Source organism: Micromonospora sp. CPCC 206061 (assembly GCF_036906915.1).
Taxonomy (GTDB): domain Bacteria; phylum Actinomycetota; class Actinomycetes; order Mycobacteriales; family Micromonosporaceae; genus Phytohabitans.
The window spans coordinates 97938-116665 of record NZ_JBAKHX010000001.1; the positions used below are offsets into that span (position 1 = coordinate 97938).

Annotated in this window: 14 protein-coding genes; 7 read left to right on the forward strand and 7 right to left on the reverse strand. The window is 71.0% G+C overall.

The genetic code is table 11. The features are described 5' to 3' along the window. Positions 1-55: 55 nt before the first annotated feature. The 4 genes from V6V89_RS00455 (at position 56) to V6V89_RS00470 (ending at position 3567) form a co-directional block, all read left to right on the forward strand. The gene (locus tag V6V89_RS00455; protein WP_334616812.1) at positions 56-535 is read left to right on the forward strand and encodes a GNAT family N-acetyltransferase; all 480 of its coding nucleotides are present in this window, start codon (positions 56-58) and stop codon (positions 533-535) included. A 66-nt stretch (positions 536-601) separates the two neighbouring features. Then, a complete protein-coding gene (locus tag V6V89_RS00460; protein WP_334616813.1) occupies positions 602-1264 on the forward strand; it encodes a response regulator transcription factor in 663 nt (220 codons plus the stop codon). A gap of 18 nt (positions 1265-1282) precedes the next feature. Next, a complete protein-coding gene (locus tag V6V89_RS00465; RefSeq protein WP_334616814.1) occupies positions 1283-2653 on the forward strand; it encodes a sensor histidine kinase in 1371 nt (456 codons plus the stop codon). Further along, on the forward strand, positions 2650-3567 hold the full coding sequence (locus V6V89_RS00470; RefSeq protein WP_334616815.1) for a TAXI family TRAP transporter solute-binding subunit: 918 nt from the start codon (positions 2650-2652) through the stop codon (positions 3565-3567). The genes V6V89_RS00465 and V6V89_RS00470 overlap by 4 nt, the downstream gene beginning before the upstream one ends. A 279-nt stretch (positions 3568-3846) precedes the next feature. Here V6V89_RS00470 and V6V89_RS00475 read toward each other — a convergent pair whose 3' ends face one another. From V6V89_RS00475 to V6V89_RS00485, 3 genes are read right to left on the reverse strand one after another with little or no spacing between them, the layout of a single operon-like run. After that, entirely contained in the window at positions 3847-5847 is a 2001-nt protein-coding gene (locus V6V89_RS00475; protein ID WP_334616816.1) for a hypothetical protein, read from the reverse strand. Between the two features lie 49 nt (positions 5848-5896). Then, on the reverse strand, positions 5897-9046 hold the full coding sequence (locus V6V89_RS00480; protein WP_334616817.1) for a family 43 glycosylhydrolase: 3150 nt from the start codon (positions 9044-9046) through the stop codon (positions 5897-5899). Positions 9047-9048: 2 nt separating this feature from the next. Then, positions 9049-15183, reverse strand: coding sequence for an RHS repeat-associated core domain-containing protein (locus V6V89_RS00485; protein WP_334616818.1), 6135 nt, complete (start codon positions 15181-15183; stop codon positions 9049-9051). Between the two features lie 176 nt (positions 15184-15359). Here V6V89_RS00485 and V6V89_RS00490 point away from each other — a divergent pair, with 176 nt between their 5' ends. From V6V89_RS00490 to V6V89_RS00500, 3 genes are read left to right on the forward strand one after another with little or no spacing between them, the layout of a single operon-like run. Next, complete coding sequence (locus tag V6V89_RS00490; RefSeq protein WP_334616819.1) at positions 15360-15770, forward strand: PPOX class F420-dependent oxidoreductase; 411 nt, start codon at positions 15360-15362, stop codon at positions 15768-15770. Between the two features lie 51 nt (positions 15771-15821). Next, the gene (locus V6V89_RS00495) at positions 15822-16481 is read left to right on the forward strand and encodes an enoyl-CoA hydratase-related protein (protein ID WP_334616820.1); all 660 of its coding nucleotides are present in this window, start codon (positions 15822-15824) and stop codon (positions 16479-16481) included. After that, complete coding sequence (locus V6V89_RS00500; RefSeq protein WP_334616821.1) at positions 16468-16608, forward strand: hypothetical protein; 141 nt, start codon at positions 16468-16470, stop codon at positions 16606-16608. Before V6V89_RS00495 ends, V6V89_RS00500 begins: the two co-directional genes overlap by 14 nt. Positions 16609-16625: 17 nt before the next feature. Here the strand turns inward: V6V89_RS00500 and V6V89_RS00505 are convergent, their stop codons facing one another. The 4 genes from V6V89_RS00505 to V6V89_RS00520 form a co-directional block, all read right to left on the reverse strand. Next, entirely contained in the window at positions 16626-17132 is a 507-nt protein-coding gene (locus V6V89_RS00505; RefSeq protein ID WP_334616822.1) for a GyrI-like domain-containing protein, read from the reverse strand. A 337-nt stretch (positions 17133-17469) separates the two neighbouring features. Continuing rightward, entirely contained in the window at positions 17470-17709 is a 240-nt protein-coding gene (locus V6V89_RS00510; RefSeq protein WP_334616823.1) for a hypothetical protein, read from the reverse strand. Then, entirely contained in the window at positions 17673-17897 is a 225-nt protein-coding gene (locus V6V89_RS00515; RefSeq protein WP_334616825.1) for a hypothetical protein, read from the reverse strand. The genes V6V89_RS00510 and V6V89_RS00515 overlap by 37 nt, the downstream gene beginning before the upstream one ends. After that, on the reverse strand, positions 17894-18664 hold the full coding sequence (locus V6V89_RS00520) for a hypothetical protein (RefSeq protein ID WP_334616826.1): 771 nt from the start codon (positions 18662-18664) through the stop codon (positions 17894-17896). Before V6V89_RS00520 ends, V6V89_RS00515 begins: the two co-directional genes overlap by 4 nt. Positions 18665-18728: the final 64 nt, after the last annotated feature.

The following is an 18728-nucleotide window of genomic DNA, read 5'->3' on the forward strand; positions in this document are numbered from 1 at the left end:
ACGTCGCCGCGACGCCCCTGATCGCCCGAGGCGGCGGTGTGCCACGATCGTGCCCATGGTGGAGCTGTCCGTACGCCCGATGACGCAGGCCGAGTACGACGAGTGGATCGAGAGGCTCGCGCGGTCATTCGCGGAGTCGCAGGTCGCCGCAGGTAACTGGGCTACGGACGACGCGATCACCTTGGCTCGTCAGGGCAACGCCGTGCTGCTGCCCAACGGCCTGGCCACCGAGGGCATGCTGCTGCTCAAGGGGGTGCTGCCGGACGGCACCGCCGTCGGCGTCGCCTGGATCGGGCTCAACCACCCGCGCGGCAACCCGGGCTGTGCCTTCCTGTACGACATCGAGGTCGACGAGGAGCACCGCGGCGCCGGATACGGGCGGGCGCTGCTCGCGGCGGTCGAGGAGGCGGCACGCTCGCACGGCAGCAAAGCCCTGGAGCTGAACGTGTTCGGCGGCAACGCGCCCGCGATCCACCTCTACGAGACGTCCGGCTACGCCCTGGTGACCCAGCAGATGCGCAAAGAGCTCAGATAGATTTGACCAACACTTAGGCTTCCGCGCCCTCGCGCCAGCCCACCCACCTGTACGACGATGGCGTGCATGCGGGTGCTGCTCGTCGAAGACGACGCCCGGTTCGCGCGGGCGCTGACCGCCGCGCTGCGTCGCAGCGGGTACGAAGTGGACCATGCGCCCACCGCGGCGGCCGCGCTCGCGGCGCCTCCGGGCGACCTGGTGCTGCTCGACGTCGGCCTGCCCGACGGCGACGGCATGGACGTGTGCCGGCAGCTGCGCGCCCAGGGCGAGGTCGCCATCATCATGCTGACCGCGCGCGGCGAGGAGCGCGACCGGGTGGCCGGGCTGCGCGGCGGCGCCGACGACTACGTGGTCAAGCCGTTCGGCTTCGCCGAGTTGCAGGCGCGGATCGAGGCCGTGCTGCGCCGCGCCCGCCCCCGCCCGGCGGGCGTGCGCGAGGTCGGCGGGCTGCGCGTCGACCTCGACCGGCACGAGGCGCGCGTGGGCGGCGAGCCGGTGACACTGACCCGCAAGGAGTTCCATTTGCTGACGCTTCTGGTGACCGAGCCGGGCGCGGCGGTGCGCCGCGAGCGCCTGCTCACCGAGGTGTGGCACACGTCGTGGCGGGGAACGTCGCGCACATTGGACGTACACATGGCGACGCTGCGCGGAAAGATCGGCGAGAGCGCGCAGATCGAGACGATCCGCGGCGTCGGATACCGGATCGTGCCCGGCCCAGCCCGCCCATAGCAGCCCCGGAGACCCGCCGTGCAGCGCCGACTCCTCATCACGTATCTGAGCCTGCTCGCCGCCGTGCTCGCGGGCCTGAGCGTGCCGCTCGGCGTCGCGGTCGCCTCCCGCAACGCGCAGGAGATGTTCATCGACCGCCTGAACGACACCGCACGGTTCGCCTCCCTCGCCGAACCAGCGCTGCGCACCGGCTACGTCCAGACCCTCGAAGCCGAGCTGCGCCAGTACGACGAGATGTTCGGCATCGCCGCCGCCGTGACCGGGCGCGACGGCCGGCTCGTCCTCACCTCGCGCGACGACCTCGACGTGGCCGCCGAGCCGGTGCGGGCTCGCGTCGAGGCGGCGCTGTCTGGCGAGCGAGCCGGCTTCGGCGGCGGACTGTGGCCGTGGAGCGACGAACCGCTCGTCGTCGCCGAGCCCATCGGCCGGGGCGGTGACATCATCGGCGTCGCGGTGACAGTGTCCCCATCGGACGCTCTGCACGCTCTCACGCTGCGCAACTGGGCGCTGCTGCTCGGCCTCAGCCTGCTCGTGCTGGTGGTCGGCGCGGTCGCCGCCGTGCCGCTGACCCGCTGGATGCTGCGACCCGTGCGCGACCTCGACGACGCCGCGCTCGCCTGGACCGAGGGCCGCTTCGGTGACCGGGTGCCCGCCGGGTCCGGACCGCCGGAACTGCGCCAGCTCACCGCGTCGTTCAACACCATGGCCGAACGGATCGCCACGCTCGTCGAGCGCCAGCGCAGCTTCGTCTCGTACGCCAGCCACCAGCTGCGCACCCCGCTCGCGACCATGCGGTTGTCGCTGGACAACCTCGGGCCGGCGGTGCGCGACGACGGCGCCGACGACTACCGGATGGTCGCCGAGGAGATCGTCCACATGGGACGGATGTGTGACGCGCTGCTCGCCTACGCCCGCGCCGAGGCCACCGCCGACGAGGTCGTCGACGTCGACGCCGCCACCGTCGCCGACGAACGGGTCGCCGTCTGGCGCCAGGCCGCCGAACTGGCCGGCGTCACACTGTCTCGCGCCGGCGCCGACCGGGCACCCGCTCGCGCCGCGCCGGAGGCCATCGACCAGGCGCTCGACGCCTTGCTCAGCAACGCGGTCAAGTTCGCTGGAGCCGGGGCGACGGTCACCGTGACGGTCGAACCGTCCGGATCCGATGTGGACATCCACGTCGTCGATACCGGGCCTGGCATGCCGCCGGACGACCTGGCCAGGGCCGCGCAACCGTTCTGGCGCCGCTCCGCGCACCAGAACGTCGAAGGCTCCGGCCTGGGGGTCACGGTCGCGGACGCGCTCATCGCCGCATCCGGCGGCAGGCTCGACCTCCTGCCGGCCGAACCGCACGGCCTGCACGCGCGCGTCCGTCTGAGGGCAGCGTCATGAGGGCGGTGTCAGCGTTCGTCGCGGTCCTGCTATTCCTTGGTACGCCCAGCGCCTGTGACGCGGCACCGGACGCGTCTTTCGACGGGCTGACCATCGCGGCCGGCGCCCCCGGCGACGTCTACCACGCGCTCGGGCAGGCACTCGCCGGTGCCGCCCGAGGCACACGGGTGGTGACGACCGGCGGCTCGCTCGACAACCTGCGCCTGGTCGCCGAGGGCGGTGCCGACGCCGGGTTCGCCACCGTAGACACCGTTACCATGGCCGCCCACGGCGACCAGCCGTTCCGCGCCGCACGGCCATTCGTGGCGCTGGCCCGCCTTTACGACGACTACCTGCAGATCGTGGTACCCGCCGACAGCGACATCGTCCGGATCACCGACCTGGCCGGCCGGACCGTGTCGACCGGCCCCGCTGGCTCGGGCAACGCGGTGGTCGCGGCACGCGTGCTGGGCCCCGAGGTGAAGACCGTCCAACTCTCCCCCGCCGACTCCGCGGAGGCGCTGCGCACCGGCAGAATCGACGCGTTCGCGGTGACCGGCGGGCTCCCGGTGCCGGCGATCCAGCAACTGTCGGAGCGACACCCGATCCGGCTGCTCAGCCTGCGCACCGAGATCGCCGACATCCAGTCCCAGCACGGCGAGCAGTATCAGGCCCGCACGATCCCGGCCAGGACGTACGGCGTGCGGACCGAGGTGGAGACCCTGGGCGTGGCCAACGTCCTCTTTGTCCGCCCTGATCTCCCCGACGACACCGCGTACCGGCTCACGAAGCTGCTCTTCGACGCGAAAGCCGACCTGGTAGCCGCCCACGCCGAGGCCCGCCGCCTGGACCGCCGCCAAGCCCCCGCCACCTTCCCCGTCCCCCTCCACCCAGCAGCCTCCCACTACTACCGCACCCAAAAACCCTTCACCTAACCCCCCCGGCCCCACCCGGGCCCGCCCTGCGCCGCGCCCGCGCCGGGCCTGGGCCCGGGCCCACCCTCTCCCCGCCGATCAAGGGCAAATGCACGTGATTGGATCTCTTTTCCACGTGCATTTGCCCTTGATCCATGCAGATCTCCTTGATCGGCGGGGCGGCTGGCCGGGTTTGGAGACGTCCGCCGACCACGCCGCCACGGCGCTGCCACCTCTCCCCGCCATGACCTGCTGCCCTCCCGGCCCGCCGCTCTCCCCGTTGATCGACGGCAGTGAGAGTCAGAGGCGTTGGAGGGTGAGCCAGTTCAGGTACCAGCCGCCTCCGCCCTTGGGGACGGAGAGGGTGATGGTCTGGCGGCCGGCCGGGAGTGTCACCGGGTCGGCCGCGCGGACCGTGCGCCACGTGCCGCCCGTGCTCACCGGGTCGACGTGCCGCCGGCCGCCGGCTGAGAACTCGATCCGCGCGTCCTTCGTGACCGCGAACGTGGCGACCCGGTAGCTGACCTGGTACTGGCCGGCCACCGGCACGTCCACCGCGTACTCGACCGAGCCATCGAGCACGCCGTACCCCGAGTCGTCGCCGAGTACAAAGCCATTGCCGGCCACTCCGTCGTATCCGCACGTCGTGGGCGTCGGCCAGTCCAGGCAGGTGTGCACATACGTCCGCGCGTCGACCTCCAGCTTGGCCCACCGGCCCGGCCGAGTGTCGGTGCCCGTGGTGCGGGTGCGTTCGGCCTGGACCGTGACCGAGCGGCCGGGCGTGTCTGGCAGCCGCACTGGCGCCGGGGCGACCAGGTCGGCGACGTCCACCGAGTACAGCCACTGGTCCAGTGATACGCCGGCCTGGCCGGGGCGCGCGTGCATGGCCGCCATCCACATCCGGCCCTCGGCGTCGACCGGGCCCAGCCGGTGGTCGTCGACGTTGCCCACGACCGTGGGCAGCAGCTTGCGCCCGAGGTCGACCGGGGTGCCGGTGCGGAACGTCAAACCGTCGCCGGCCCGGTCGACGCGGATCGGGAGCACCGTGCCGCCGAACGACAGCGCGAGCACCGCCTTGGTGCGCGGGTCCTGGGCCAGGTCTTCGATCGTGAGTACGTCGTCGGCCTGCACGATGTCGTAGTCGGGCCGGCAGGTCAGTCCCCACACGCTCTTGCCGTTGCCGGACGTGTGGTACCGGTGCTGCGCCCAGCCGGGCCGGAGCCGGCACTCGCCACGCTCCAGCCGCCGGCGCCCGTCTCGGGCAGCGTAGACGGCGAGGCGGCCGCCCTGGAAGCCGTCCATTCGGGACACCCACAGGTTGCCGAGGTGGTCGTAGAGGAAGGCTCCGGACGCGTAGAACGCGTCGTCCTCCGGGTTGCGGTCGCCGGGCACGATCGGCGCTGAGATCGGGCGGATCGCCCCGCTGGGGGCCTCGTAGCTGAACTCCTGCACGACCGTGTGCGGAAACTGGCCCCGTCCCCGGTACACGTCGAGGCCGACGGCGAACCGCTCGTCGCCGTCGCGGCCGGTCGGGTCGGCTTGTATGGCTCGCACCGATATCCGCTCGCCGTCCAGCACCGGGTACCGGTACTCCCCCATCACCGCGATGGTGAAGCGTCCCTGCCGGTCGGGCCCGGTCAATCTCAGCGCCAGGAGGCTGCCGTTGGATTCACCTCGCCCGTAGCGGGCCACCACGATGTCGCGGGAGCGTGGCAACCGCGCCAGGTCGTGCAGGTCGTCATGGTCGACCGAGCCGGCCGTCGGGGCGACCCGCCAGCGGCCACCCACTTTGGACAGCACGCCGAATCCTGGCCAGGCTCCGGGCGCGGCGTCGTCCGCGCGGCGCGTGGTGAACGCCACGCCTCCCTCTACCGGCAGCAGGTCGGTCACCGAGGGCGCCCCCGGCCCCACCGGGCCGATGCCGATGGTGCGGAACACGCCCTTCGCCGGCTGGTAGGCGCCCACGACCGTGCGGTCGGCGGTGGGCGCGCTGAGGTCGGCGGTATGGCTGAACCCGGCGATCAGCAGCGTGCCGTCGGCGGCGAGCGCCGTGCGGTAGGCCTGCACGCCGGGCGGGAAATGCCAGCCGGGCACCTCGACCCGCGCCACGTCCTGGCCGGAGGGGGTGACCGTCTCGCCGGCCATCGCGCCGAACGAGCCGGCCCGGCCGTGTACCGTCACCGTGGCGTACACCGGCTCCTTCCGCGTTTCCGGTGGTGGCGGGCGGTGGCCGTTGGGCGCGGCGGTCAGCCCGACCGCTACCACGAGTCCGCACGCGGCGACTACCCGTTTGCCTCCCACGCAGGCACGGTACCGGCTCAGGTGGCGCCGGCACCGCCCCCCGCGTGCGTCACCTTCTTGTCAGAGTCATCCAGTTCAGCTGCCAGCCGCTGCCCGCCAGCCGCAGCGTGTTGACGCCCGCCGCGAGTTGCACGGTCGGTCCGGCGACCAGCCGCCACGCCCCGCCGGTGTCCAGCGACGTCGTGTGGATCGTGCCGCCCACGCCGAGTTCGACGCGCGCACCCGCGCCGCCGCTGGCCCGGTACCCGATCTCGTACGCGCCCGCGGCCGGCGCGTACACGGTGTATTCCGCTGAGCCACCGCGCAGCGCGAACCCGTCACCGGGTACGCCATCGTCGGCGCACGCGCCGCGACACAGCACCATGTGCGCGTCGCTGTCCACGGCCATGCTGCCGTCCGGGCCAGGTGCTTGCCGCCGGGTGCTCGTGGTGCGCGTCTGCTCGGCCTGTACGCGGGCCTGTTGCCCGGCGGCCACCGGCAGTGCGGCCGGTGCCGGAGCGAATAGGCTCGCCAGGTCGACCGACGCGACCCAGTGGTCGATCTTCTGGGTGTGCCCCTCGCCCGGCGGCCAGATGTGGACGGTGAACCATGCCCGCCCGGTCTTGTCGAAGACCGGCGGTCGCTGCTCCGGCGGACCTTGCCGGGGCAGCAGGTTCCGTCCACTGTCGACGAGCGTACCGACTGTGAAGGTCTTCTGCCGCCCGGAGCCGGCGTGCCGCACCGCGAGCACGTTGCCGGTGTCCCAGGTGTCGACGCCCACGATCGTGCCGGTGGCGGGGTCTTCTGCGAGTTGGAGGAAGCCTCCGAAGAGCCCGCCGCCGGCCGCGTCGGCGCCCTGTCGCAGCGTGTAGTCGGGAGCGCAGGTCTGGCCCCAGACGGTACGGCCGCCGGCTGTGGAGGTGTAGCTCTCCGGCTGGCTCTCCCAGCGCACCGGGTCGAACGGGCATGCTGGGCCGCCCGCCCAAACCTGTACGCCGTTCGATCCCGACCACAGGTTGCCCTGCCGGTCGTAGATGCCGCCGTGCACGCCCCGGAACCCGGTTCCGTCGGCGGCGGCGATGAACGGCGCGGACACGGGGCGGATCGCGCCGGTGCGGGCGTCGTAGCTGAACTCCTGTGTGACGCTCGGGTCCAGCCCTGGCGGGACCGTGTCGGGGTTTCCGTCGTCGTCGGCGTGCCAGATGTCGGCCACCACGTTGAACCGCTCATCTCCGAGCGGGCTGGTCGGGTCGGTCTCCACGGTCTTGAGAGCGATGCCGAGGTTGCCGGGGCGTTCCGGGTTCGGCGGGTTGATGTCCGGCACCTCGGGGTAGGCGTAGTATCCGACGATCCGCGCCTGGTACCGCCCGCCCGAGTCCGGGCCGGTGACGCGCAGCGCCATCAGACCGCCGCTGGCGCGCCGCCCGTCGCCGGCGTACAGCGCGACGATCAGGTCGCGGGACTTCGGCGCGACGGCCATCTCGTTGGGCCCGCCGCACAGGCTGGTCGCGTCCGGCAGCCCCTCGTACGGCGTGCACGCCCGCTCGTCCGCATCGGAGTCCGGATTGGACCGCGCCAGCTCGGCCGCCGTCCACTGGTTGACGATCTGCCAGCGGCCGTCGCGCTTGGCGATGACGCCGAGGCTCGGCCAGACGCCCTCCGGCGGGATCCGGCGCCGGTTCAGGTACGGCGGCCACGGCACGCCGAACATGTTGGTGAACGCGACCGCGTTGCCGTCACCGATCGGCAGCACGTCCCAGGACGATGCCCCCCCGTGGAAGGTCTTGCCGTCCTCCACGAACGGCGAGACCGTGCGGGTGCCGGTCGACGTGGTCGCGTTCAGGGTGCTCCACGCGCTGGTCTTCGGGTCGTACACCCCGGCGGCCACGTAGTCGTCGGCCACGTCGGTGTTGCCGCCCTGGATCACGAACGTGCCGTCGGCGGTCATCGCGTTGAAGATGCCGTTGTGGCCCGCCGGCCAGCCCCAGCCAGGCACCGCTCTGGTGGCCAGGGCGTGGCCGGACGGGGTGGCCGGACCGAGCAGGTCGGTGCCGAAGCTGCCCTCCCGGCCGTGAATCGCCACCGTGCCCGGCTCGTACAGCGCCGGCGTCACGCCGGTCGTGTCTAGCCGGAACACCATCTGGGTGCGCAGGTTCGACGCGCCGCCCCAGAAGATGTGCGCGGTGGCGTACACCGGCTGCTGTGCGGGCCCGGTCGGGTCCGGTACCGCCACCGACAGCCCTCCAAACCCGGGCAGGTCCGGGAAGGCGTTCAGCGGTGTCGCGTCCACATTGGGCATCGGCGCGGTGCGGCCCGACGAGCCCCACCACGGCCGGTACCGGCTGGCCGGGTCGAACGAGTTGACGAGGCCGCACGCGCCTCCGCTTGTCGGCGCTGACCGGCCGCACAGCGCCCAGCCGGTCGCGTAGTTGTTCGACGCCCAGGCGTTCGCGGAGAAGAACAGCCACAGCTCGCCGGAGTCAGCGCGCACCAGCGTCGGGTTCTCGATCACCTGCTCGGCCTGTCCGCTCGCGTTGGTGAACTCGTCGAACCCGAGGTCCGGGTGGGTCTCCTGAAGCAGTGCCCGCACCGGGCCGACCAGCGAGGCGGTCGCCGGGTCGAACCGCTGCACGTTGAGTGGCCCCGAGTCCCACAACAGGTACCAGGCGGATGTCTGCCGGTCGTAGAAGATTTCTGGATCGATCGCCCACCAGCCGTTCGATGGGCAGATCAGCGGCTGGGCGGGGTGCAGCCAGTTCGGCCCGGTGGACCGGTCACCGGCGGCGACGCCGATGCACTGCTGGCCGGTGCCCGCCTTGCGGGCCACGTAGAACAGCCACCAGGCGCCGTTGATGCGGGCCATCGTCGGCGCCCACAGCCACATCCCCACCTGCGGCGGACGGTCCGCCCACGGCCCGGGGCCGCCAGGCAGAGCATCGCCCATCCAGCAGTCGCCGAGCTGGTCCGGTGCCGGTCCGGTCCGGTACGGGATGTAGGCGAAGCCCTTGTCCCACACCGGATCGGCCGGGTTACACGCCTTGGCGGACGGCGCGGACAGCGACTCGTTCGTGGACAGCGACACCCACGTGTCCCCGTCCCGCGCCAGCGTGGGATCGGCGGCCCGCAGGCTGCCCTGCGGGCGCGCGAGCGCCACCTCCGGCACCACCAGCGCCACCGTGGCCAGCAACACCGTCACGGTCATCCAGGTAATCCGTCGCATGGCTACCTCACCACGCAGTAGATGCCGAAGATGGCGCTGCCCGCCGCGACGTAGGGATTCGCACGGGTTCCCATCGCGATCGTGTATCCGCCGCCCGCGAGGCTGTTCGCGTCGCACAGCGTGGTCATGAAGTCGGTGCTGTGCAGCTCGGCGTAGAGCTCGTCGCGCCGCGCCTCGTGGTAGGCGCTCTCGTACTCCAGGTCGGCGATCCGGCTCTCCGCGGCCATCATCTCCCCCTCCAGTCTCGCGCCCTGCCGCTCGGCTGCGACGCGTCGCGAGCCCAGCATCTCCAGTTCGCCATTCCAGGTCGCTGCCACCAGCGGTCCGGTGTTCTCCAGCGTCTCCATGTTGAGCGAGTGCACCATCCGGATCGGGATGCCGTTGCCGCTGAAGATGCTCGACAGGACGAAGCCCTGATACTCGGGCTGGATCGCCTCGTAGACCAGTGCCGCGATGATGCCGCGCTGGTAGTTGATGACGCCGGCCTGGTAGCGGATCACACCCGCCTGGTAGCGGATGATCTGTTGCTGGCGCGCGACCACCCAGCGCAGCCGGCTGATCTCGCGCTGCTGGGCGACCACGACACGTTCGAGGTACGCGACGCGCGCCTGGAGCTGCCGGATGATGCTCGCCTGCCGGGAAAGCTCGGCTTCGAGAGCCTCCACATAGCTCACCAGCTTGTTGATTTGCTTCTGCTGCTTGCGAATGACGTCCTGCAGGTCCTCGATGTAGTTGCCGAGCCGCTTGATGTGCGCCAGAAGCTCCTTGTTCTGCGCCTTCAGCTGCGAGTTCTCCATCTCGATCCCCCAGGTGTATTGGGAGTACAGGCCGCTGGGGTCGGTGAACGTGGCCGGGTTGTTGGCCGAGTAGCCGTACGGGTTGAGCGACTTCACCTTCGCCGTGTCGTAGACCGGGTCGGTGGAGACGAACACGCCCGTGCTGGCGTCGTAGTAGCGCGCGTTCAGATAGGACAGTCCAGTAGACTGGTCCTCCACCTGTCCGATGAACCCCCGGTCGGTGTCCTTGTCCCCCGACCGCTCCCGCACCCGGCCGTACGGGGTGTAGAGCCGGGACGCGTCCGGCGCGCCGCCGGACGGCACCGACTGCTCGACGGATCCCGCCGGGTCGGAGATCAGGTAATCGACACCGGCTGGCGTCCGCGTCGCGATGAGTTGGCCGTCGAACTGGTACGCGCGGACCGCGGTCACCGAGGTCCCGTCCGCGCTGGCGGTCACCTCGTGGCCGGCCACGTACAGCGTGACCCGCCCGTCCGGCGCCCGGCGCAGCAGCCGCTGCCCGGAGGCGTCGTAGACGAACCCGGTTGTCCCGCTAGGCCCCGCCACCGATGCGAGCCTTCCCTGCACGTCCCACACGTACGTCTCGGTGCCGCCGCCCGCGCTCCGGGTGGCGAGGTTGCCGTTGGCGTCCCACGTGTACGTGCCGGCGCCGATGGTGGTCGGCGCGTGCGGGCGAGCGCCCGACGTCGGGTACTGGTAGCCGGTGCTCACGCCGTTCTCGACGCGCTCCAGCAGCCGCCCGTCCGGGCTGTACCGGTAGGTGTGGGCGTAGGGCCGGTCACCCGTACCGGGCTGGCCGTCCACACACGACGTCGTGGCCGGCACCGTGTGCGCCGACGTGAGCCGGCTGCGCGGGTCGTACCCGAAGCACTCCCGCCACGACTGCCCATTGTGACGAGTCACCTTTTCGCGCAGGTTGCCGGCCGGGTCGTACGCCAGGTCGTGCTGCGAGACGACGTTGCTCGCGCCGAGGTACGTCTGCCATCCGCTGGGCCGCTGGTCGGCGTTGAACGTCCAGTTCCGCGCCATCCACGTGCTGCCCCCGGGGCGTGGACCGAGACCGGCCGACGTGCGGCGTCCACGGTCGTCGTAGCCGGCGCCCCATACGTACTCGGCGAGCCCGGCCATCCGGGTCGGCAGGCCCATCGCGTTGTACTCGGTGACGACCTCCTCGCTCGGTAGGCCGCCGACAGCGGGGTATGTGGTGCGGGTGACGTGGTCGGCCCGGTCGTAGGCCAGCTTCACCTCGTACTGGCCGGACAGTCCGGGGATGCCGGCGGGCACGGTCAGGCGGCTGCCGCTCGGGCGTCCCTTGTTGTCGTAGCCGGGCACCTCGGAGATCCAGTCCCCGCCCGCGGTGTGCGTGATCTCGCGATGCGCCTTGCCCTTGCCGCCTGGCGCCGTGTCGTACACCCATTCGGCCAGCAGCGGCCCCGTCGGTGAACCCGACCGTCGGGTCAGCTTGCGGCCGGACGCGTCGTAGCTGGTGTGAATCTGGTTGCCGGCCGCGTCCGTGGCGCTCGTCTGGTTGCCGGCATCGTCGTAGGCGAAGCTGGCGTTGCCCCGGTCGGGGTCGCGCTGGCTGGTGCGCCAGCCAGCCAGGTTGACCGTGTAGTCGATGCGGTTGCCCGCCGGGTCGGTGACTGACAGCAGCCGGTCCGCCAGGTCGTAGCGGTAGGCGCTGGACGCCCAGGCTTGGCCGTCCTGTTCCTCCACGGCGACTGTGCGTCCGAGCCCGTCGACCCGCTCGCGCACCTTGCGCCCGTCCGGCCCGGTCACCGTCACGCTGTCCACTGTGTACGCGGTGGTGGTGGCGTGCGCCACGTCGTTGCCGTGGAACCACTCATTGCGCACCTCCCGCCCTAGCTCGTCGTACTGGTGCCGGGTCCGGTTCTGCCAGATGGTGCCGCTGGGCAGCGCCAGATACTTGCCCGGAGCGCCGGCCACCGCCTGCTCCACGGTCTCGTCGCGCAGCTGCCCGCGATTGTCGTACGTGGTCTCGGCGAGCAGCACCCGGCCGGAAACCGGCGAGCGTCCCTGTACCTGCCGCTCCCGCCAGAACCCGTCGTACACCAGCCACGTGTCGTCGAACGTCGCCCCTTCACAGCACCGCACCTGCGAGGTGAGCTGGCGCGACCGCACGGTGCGGTTGGGGACGTCGTACGAGAACCGCCACGACGGCTCGGCGAAGTCCACCGGGGCGTCCGGCAGCCACACGGTCTCCAGCCGCCCGAACTCGTCGTACCCGTACTCGGTCACGTTGCCGTTGGCGTCCCGTTCCCGGGACGGCACGCCGAACTCGGGATGGAAGTTGGTGATGGTCTGGTGCCCGAGCGGGTTCGTGACCGTCGTACGGATCGGGATCTGCGTGGTCGGCGCCCCGGCGGTCACCCCGTACGCCGTGGACGTCACCGCACCGGTGGGCCCGGTCACCTTCACCGGCCGTCCGAGCGCGTCGTACTCCATGCGCGCCTCGCTCCACCGTCCGTTCTCGACCAGCGTCCGCTGCCGGGTCGGGTTGCCGACACCGGGCAGCGCGCCGAGGGTGCCGCTGCCGTCGTAGTACGTCTCGCTGAGCGTCAAGACCTGAGTGCTGGCGCAGTCGCCGGCGACCTTTTTGTTCGTGGCCGGGTAGACGTACATGCTGCGGCTCGGGTCGTCGGCGTACGTGGTGATCGAGCAGCGCTCGTCGCCGGCCTGGTCGAGCCAGCCCTCTTCGAGGGTGGTGGTGGGCTGGAAGTGCGCGTTGTGCGTGGTCTGGCTGCGCCGCTGGCGGAACACGCCCGGCGCGGTCGCCACGCTCTCGGTGGTGCTTCTCGGCCCGACCCACTCGGCGTCGAAGAGGTAGTCGCCGCCGGGGTCGTGGGTGATCCGCCGCTCGTACTCGTACCGCCGCGACTCCAGCACGCTGTCGGGCGCCCCGTCGATCGTCCCGAGCTGCTGCTCCTCCAGCGTGCGACCGGCCAGCGAGCGGTGGTCCACATAGGTCGCCGAGCCGTCGAACGTCCTGACGGACTCGGGGCGCTTGCCCAGCGGCACCCAGTCACCGCTGCCGTCCTGCACCAGCATCGGATCCTGGTCGAGGCCGCGGAAAAGGCGCAGCTGGGTGCGGCTCGTGCCCTTGGTGATGGTCACGGTGCCGTATCCGCGCCACACGGCCCAGCCGGTCTCGTCCTCGTCGCGGGCGAACGCGCCGGTGTCGAACGCCCAGACGGGCTCCTCCTGGTAGGCGTAGCTGGTGGTCATGTCCGGTGAGCCGCCACCGGGCGACTCGACGACCCGCTGCACCAGCCACTTGTTGAACACGCCGGTGCGCAGGTGCGCGCCGTCCTTGACGGACTGCGGGAAGCAGTCCTGCTCGTTGGTGTCCCACCGGGGCCACGGGTTGTAGTCGGGAGCGCAGACCCTGTTTCGGAAGTAGGTGATCGAGGTGGCGCCGCCGAACGGGTTCGTCACCTTGACGATCCGGTCGTGCCGCATCGCCTTCGGGATCTGTCCACCGTGGTCGACGCGGTTGTCCCGCACCGCGTACGTGAAGCTGGTGTGTGGGTACGCGTTGAGCTTTCCGAACGCGATGGCCGCGTGCTGGATCGAGTCCAGCCGCAGCTTGAACGCCGTGCCTCGCCCCTGCTCGCCGAAGGAGTGGTACAGGTTGTGCTGCGCCACCGGCTTCCATTCGCTGCCCACCTTCACGTCGGTGCGCACCGACGCGTACCGCCGGCCGGTGAAGAACGACGGCGCGTGCACGCTACAGGCGGAGGTCGCGGTGCAGATCAGGTCGACCGGTACGTCCGGGAAGCCGGTCGAGCCGGCCGCCGGCGCCGGGCACGCCTCGACGAGGAAGCCGCAGCGCCATTGAAGCCCGAAGGTCACGCGCGCCGAGTAGCTGTTCGCGTCCCACCCCTGCCCGCCGTAGATGATCTCCTTGAGCAGGGCGCCGCGGTGGTACCCGTCGTTGCCGGCCAGCCCACCGACCGCCGAGTAGTAGTTCGACTCCCGCTCGTACAGCAGCGACTGCACGTTGCCGTCCGGGTCGGTCACGCGGTCCAGGTACCAGCGCCAGCCCTGGTCGCAGCCGCCCACCGTGTCGCCCGCGCCCCGGCACGGCTCACCGGTGTTGTCAGCGATCACCGGCACGGCCAGGACCGAGTTGGTCTGCCGGCCCGGCATGTGCCCCAGCCCGAAGTCGTACATCGTGCCGTCGGGACCGGTCACCCGCCAGCGCTGCTTCTGGTAGATGTTCGCGTACTGGGCGTCGTTCAGGCGCTCGACCTTCCACCCTGGATCCGACTGCACCCGCCACTCGGTGTGCGCCGCGTTGACCGGGATCAGCGGCCCGCTCAGGCCGTTGAGCGAGATCGTGGCGTTGTCGGACTTCCAGCACAGGTCCGCGGTGCCGATGTTGCGGAAGCACGGCTCGTACCGCCGCTCGATGAACGCGTTCGCGAAGTCGCTCCAGCCGAGGCCGGTCGCGGACGCCTGCGTGTTGGTGGCGAGCGTCAGCCCGTCGACTGCCCCGGACGAGTAGCCGAGGCCGACGGAGGGCGCGCTGCCGCCGCCGGGCGCCGGAACGTCGACCGGGTACGAGTAGCTGAACTCGCCCGAACCCGGCGACACCTGCCAGCTCCCCGACACCGACAGCGACGAGGCCGCGAAGGTGCCCTCGTCACCGCCCACGTCGGCGGTGACCGCGAAGACGGCCGTCGCCGCGCTGTCCGCAATGGACTCCGCCCTGGACTTCACGGCCGCGGCCAGGTCGACGTCGAGCGCGAGCTTGTTCGCCATCCGGTCGTTGCGCGCCGCCAGCGGTACACCCGCGATGTCGCATCGGGCCGGCACCGGGTTCACGATGGCGCAGTCCGGCAGCGCGACCACCCGCAGCCGGTCGGCGTAGCCGGCGCCGTACGCGTTCGCGAACGCGCCATAGTCCACGGTCACGTCGGCCGGCAGCCGCCCGCTGCCGAGGCCCGTCACCGTGAACACGAACCCGGAGGCGCCCACGCGCTGGGCGGCGGCCCGGTCCAGCACCCGCACAGCAGGGGCCACCTTTCCACCGCGCGGCTTCACCGCGACGGTACCGTCGCCCGCTCCCGGCTTCGGGAAGGCGAACGTCGCCGGCGGCGCCGGCCTGCTGCGGCCGAGCGGCGCCGACGACGACTCCCGCCACGGTGCGGGCGCGCCCGTCCCCGCGCCCTTACCGTCCTCCAGATCCGTTACCCAGCTGGGTTTGCCGGGGTCGGCCGCCCGCGCCGGTCCGGTCGTCACCGCGATGGACCCGCCCCCTCCAACCACCAACGCCAGTAACGCGACCAAAGTCCGCCGCAGCCGCTCCCGTGCCATCGTCAGCCCCCTGCCCGACTCATCAACTGAGATGCATGGATGTGCAGCGCCGAGAGTAGGGGCCCGCGTTGGCGCCGGGCTACGCGTCTTTACGTTCTCTGAACGTCGGAGATTTCACGCGCTTGCGGCGAACCCAGCGGCCACCGCGCGGCGTGCCCTGACATACGGTTGGCACCATGGACGCCGACCGCGCACGCGACTTCATCAGCCGCAACCACCGAGCCGTACTGACGACGTATCACAAGGACGGGAGGGCCCAGGTCTCGCCCGTGACCGTCGGCGTCGACGAAGCCGGACATGTCGTGATCAGCACCCGCGAGACCGCGATGAAGACCCGCAATCTCGCCCGCGACCCGCGCGCCGTGATCTGCGTCCTCAACGACGGGTTCTTCGGCGAATGGCTGTACGTCGAGGGCCGCGTCGAGATCGTCCACCTGCCCGACGCGATGGAGCCGCTGGTCGACTACTACCGGAGGATCTCCGGCGAACACCCGGACTGGGACGACTACCGCGCCGCGATGGTCCGCGACCGCCGTGTGCTGCTGCGCGTCACCATCACCCACGCGGGCCCCGACCGCAGCGGCTGAGTATGCTGACACCAGAAGTTACCTATCAGTAACCCCCCGGGAGGTGGCGCCGTGCCGACGCTTGACCGCCACGAAGACGTCTTCGTCCTCGACCTCGGCGACACCGAAAACCGCTTCCACCCCGACTGGCTCGCCTCGGTCGACGCGGCGCTCGACGAGGTGGAGAAGGCGGATGGACCGAGGGCCCTGGTGACCGCCGCGACGGGCAAGTTCTACTCGAACGGCCTGGATCTCGACTGGCTGTTCGCCAACGGCGACCAGTACGAGCGGTACGCCGCGAGCGTCCACGGCCTGTTCGCGCGGATGCTCACGCTGCCCGTCATCACGGTGGCCGCCCTACAGGGGCACACCTTCGCCGCCGGGGCGATGCTCTCCCTGGCGCACGACGTCCGCGTGATGCGCGCCGACCGCGGCTACTGGTGCCTGCCCGAGGTTGACATCAGCATCCCGTTCACCCGGGGCATGTCGGCGCTGATCCAGGCCCGGCTGGCCCCGCGGACCGCGCACGAGGCCATGACCACCGGCCGCCGTTACGGCGGCGCCGACGCGCTCGCCGCCGGCATCGTCGACCACGCGGTGGACGAGGACGCGGTGCGCACGACCGCGGTCGAGCTGGCCGGCTCCCTCGCCGGCAAGGCCGGCGACACCCTCGCAACGATCAAGACCCGCATGTACACGACGGTCCTGGAAGCCTTGCGTGACAGGAGCTGAGGTTACCGGGCCTGCGGTGGTCCACGCCCGCCGCAAGGAGCAGCAGGGGATCGTCATCAACGTGATCATCCTGCTGCTCGCCGCGGTCGTGGTATGGCGGTTCGGTCCCTACCCGTTCACGTCCTGACCCCGCCAGGTCGCCGGCTAGTCGGCAAGGCGGAACGCCAGCTCGCACTCCCACCTGTTCATGTCGGGTTCCTCGAGCGGGTTGGTGTGGTAGATCTCCAGCCGGCAACCCCAGCGCTGTCCCGCGTCCGTGTCGGTCACGTCCCACGCCAGGCCGTGACGCTCGGCGTGGGACAGCAGGCCGGCCGTCACGTCGAGAAGCTCGTCCGGGTGCCCCACGTTGGTCACTGTCAGGTACTGGCCAGCCGGCAGCACGCTGCCGCACACCGTCCCGTCGCCCCCGATTTCTCGCTCGACGGGCACCCCGGCCTCGACCTCCAGCTCCCTCGCCATGTCGATGACGTTGTACTTGAGGAACGGGGCGCCCGCCAGCGGGACACCGCGCTCGGCCAGCCAACCGATCACCTCGGGGATGCGGTCGGCGATCTCGGGAATGGTCTCCATCGTGACCAGCCGTTTCATGGCCACGTACGGCTGGGCCTCCCGGTGCGTGATAGCCGGCTCCACCGGCCTGATTATCGTCATGACCTGTAGACGACGCGAGACGCCAAAACTCATCGCCGCCGGCGGCACCCCTCCAAACGCGGCACGGCGTGCGTGTACGTAATGTGCCCCCCATACCTCCGGCCGCCGACTCGTTCCGCGACTACGTGCACGCGCGTGGCGCGGCGTTGTCACGCACGGCGCTATTGCTGATGGGCGACCCGCACCTGGCCGAAGACCTGGTGCAACAGAGGGCACGCTTGGCGGGCCCGGCATCAAGCCATCGCCGTGGCAGGCCCAGTGGTGGGCGTACGCCCTCCTGTTCGTCGCGCTCCTCCTGGCCGCGGGCCTGGTCGTCCGCCACCGTACGCGGCGTCGCTCAGCCCGTCTTCCGGGTGCGTAGCTGGTCGAGCGCGACGGCGAGGATCAGTACGACGCCGAGCACGGCCATCTGCCAGAACGACGAGATGTCCAAGAGGACGAGGTCGTTGGTGAGCGTGCCCATGATGAGGGCGCCAACCAGCGTCATCCACACGCGACCCTGGCCGCCGCTCAGGCTGGCGCCGCCGAGCACCGCCGCCGTTAGCCCGTACAGGCCGACGATCTCACCCGGCCGCACCCGCAGGTCGAGCCGACCAGCACGTCCTGCTCGGCGCGGTGAACGACGGTGCGGTGGTGGGCACCCACAGGGTCGGCGAGGTGTCCCGCGGGGAGCTGGTCACCGAGATTCTGCCGCAGTCCGGTGAACTGGTGCGCGGCGAGCAGGGACACCGCGGCGAGCACCGCCAAAGCCTTGCGTCGCCTCATGCGATCACACCGTCCGGGTACCGGTCGAACACCTTGGGGTCGTACAGGGGAACGATGTGGTCGGCGACCCGCCTGGTGCGTTCGTAGCAGGCGAGCCCCTCGTACATGTTCTCGTTGATGCCGAGCATCCTGCCGTCCTCGACGTTTTCGTAGTAGAAGAACGCGTCGGAGGCGACCACGGTGCCGGCCGCCGAGTCCGCCTCGACGGCGATGGAGGCGCGGTGGTGGGTGCCGGCCCACCACGTGCGCAGGCCGGGCACGACCTCGTCTTCGTCGTCCAGTAGCCGCACCCGGTCCCAGGCGTCGGTGACCAGGTGCACGAGGACGTCGCGGGAGAGGGAGGTCCAGCGGTTGTCGTGCGGGTGCTGGTGCGTGGTGTGGAAGTGGACCCAGCCCTTCTTCGACAGGCAGATCTGGGCGTTGGTGAACAGTGGGATCCCAGCGGTGGTGTAGAGCTGGAACGGCGTCGCGATGACGTGCGTGACGTCCGCGGGGCGTACACCGACCCGGTCGAGCTGCGCCTCGATGGTCTCGGTGGCGTCGCGCTCGTAGCGGGAGCGCTCGCCGAGGATCGAGGTCCAGATCTCGTTGAGCGGTGCGAGGTCGTCCGGCGCTCCGGTGTTGACCAGCGCGGTGACGCCGTCACGCTGGAGCAGCAGGACGTGGAACGACAGCGGGAACCAGTGGTCCCACTCCCCCATCCAGAACAGCTCCGGCCCCGGTATCTCCGTGCGGCCGACCGGTAGCGCCCGAACTGTGAAGCTCATGCCGACTCCGTTCGCATACCGAAACCTGGTTTCACGTCGGTGAACAGCACCTTATCGACCGCGA

Excerpts from the sequence above, each read along its gene's own strand:
- V6V89_RS00455 (WP_334616812.1), top strand. The coding sequence starts at position 56 with ATGGTGGAGCTGTCCGTACGCCCGATGACGCAGGCCGAGTACGACGAG.
- V6V89_RS00460 (WP_334616813.1), top strand. The coding sequence starts at position 602 with ATGCGGGTGCTGCTCGTCGAAGACGACGCCCGGTTCGCGCGGGCGCTG.
- V6V89_RS00470 (WP_334616815.1), top strand. The coding sequence starts at position 2,650 with ATGAGGGCGGTGTCAGCGTTCGTCGCGGTCCTGCTATTCCTTGGTACG.
- V6V89_RS00480 (WP_334616817.1), bottom strand. The coding sequence starts at position 9,046 with ATGCGACGGATTACCTGGATGACCGTGACGGTGTTGCTGGCCACGGTG.
- V6V89_RS00485 (WP_334616818.1), bottom strand. The coding sequence starts at position 15,183 with ATGGCACGGGAGCGGCTGCGGCGGACTTTGGTCGCGTTACTGGCGTTG.
- V6V89_RS00490 (WP_334616819.1), top strand. The coding sequence starts at position 15,360 with ATGGACGCCGACCGCGCACGCGACTTCATCAGCCGCAACCACCGAGCC.
- V6V89_RS00505 (WP_334616822.1), bottom strand. The coding sequence starts at position 17,132 with ATGACGATAATCAGGCCGGTGGAGCCGGCTATCACGCACCGGGAGGCC.
- V6V89_RS00515 (WP_334616825.1), bottom strand. The coding sequence starts at position 17,897 with ATGAGGCGACGCAAGGCTTTGGCGGTGCTCGCCGCGGTGTCCCTGCTC.
- V6V89_RS00520 (WP_334616826.1), bottom strand. The coding sequence starts at position 18,664 with ATGAGCTTCACAGTTCGGGCGCTACCGGTCGGCCGCACGGAGATACCG.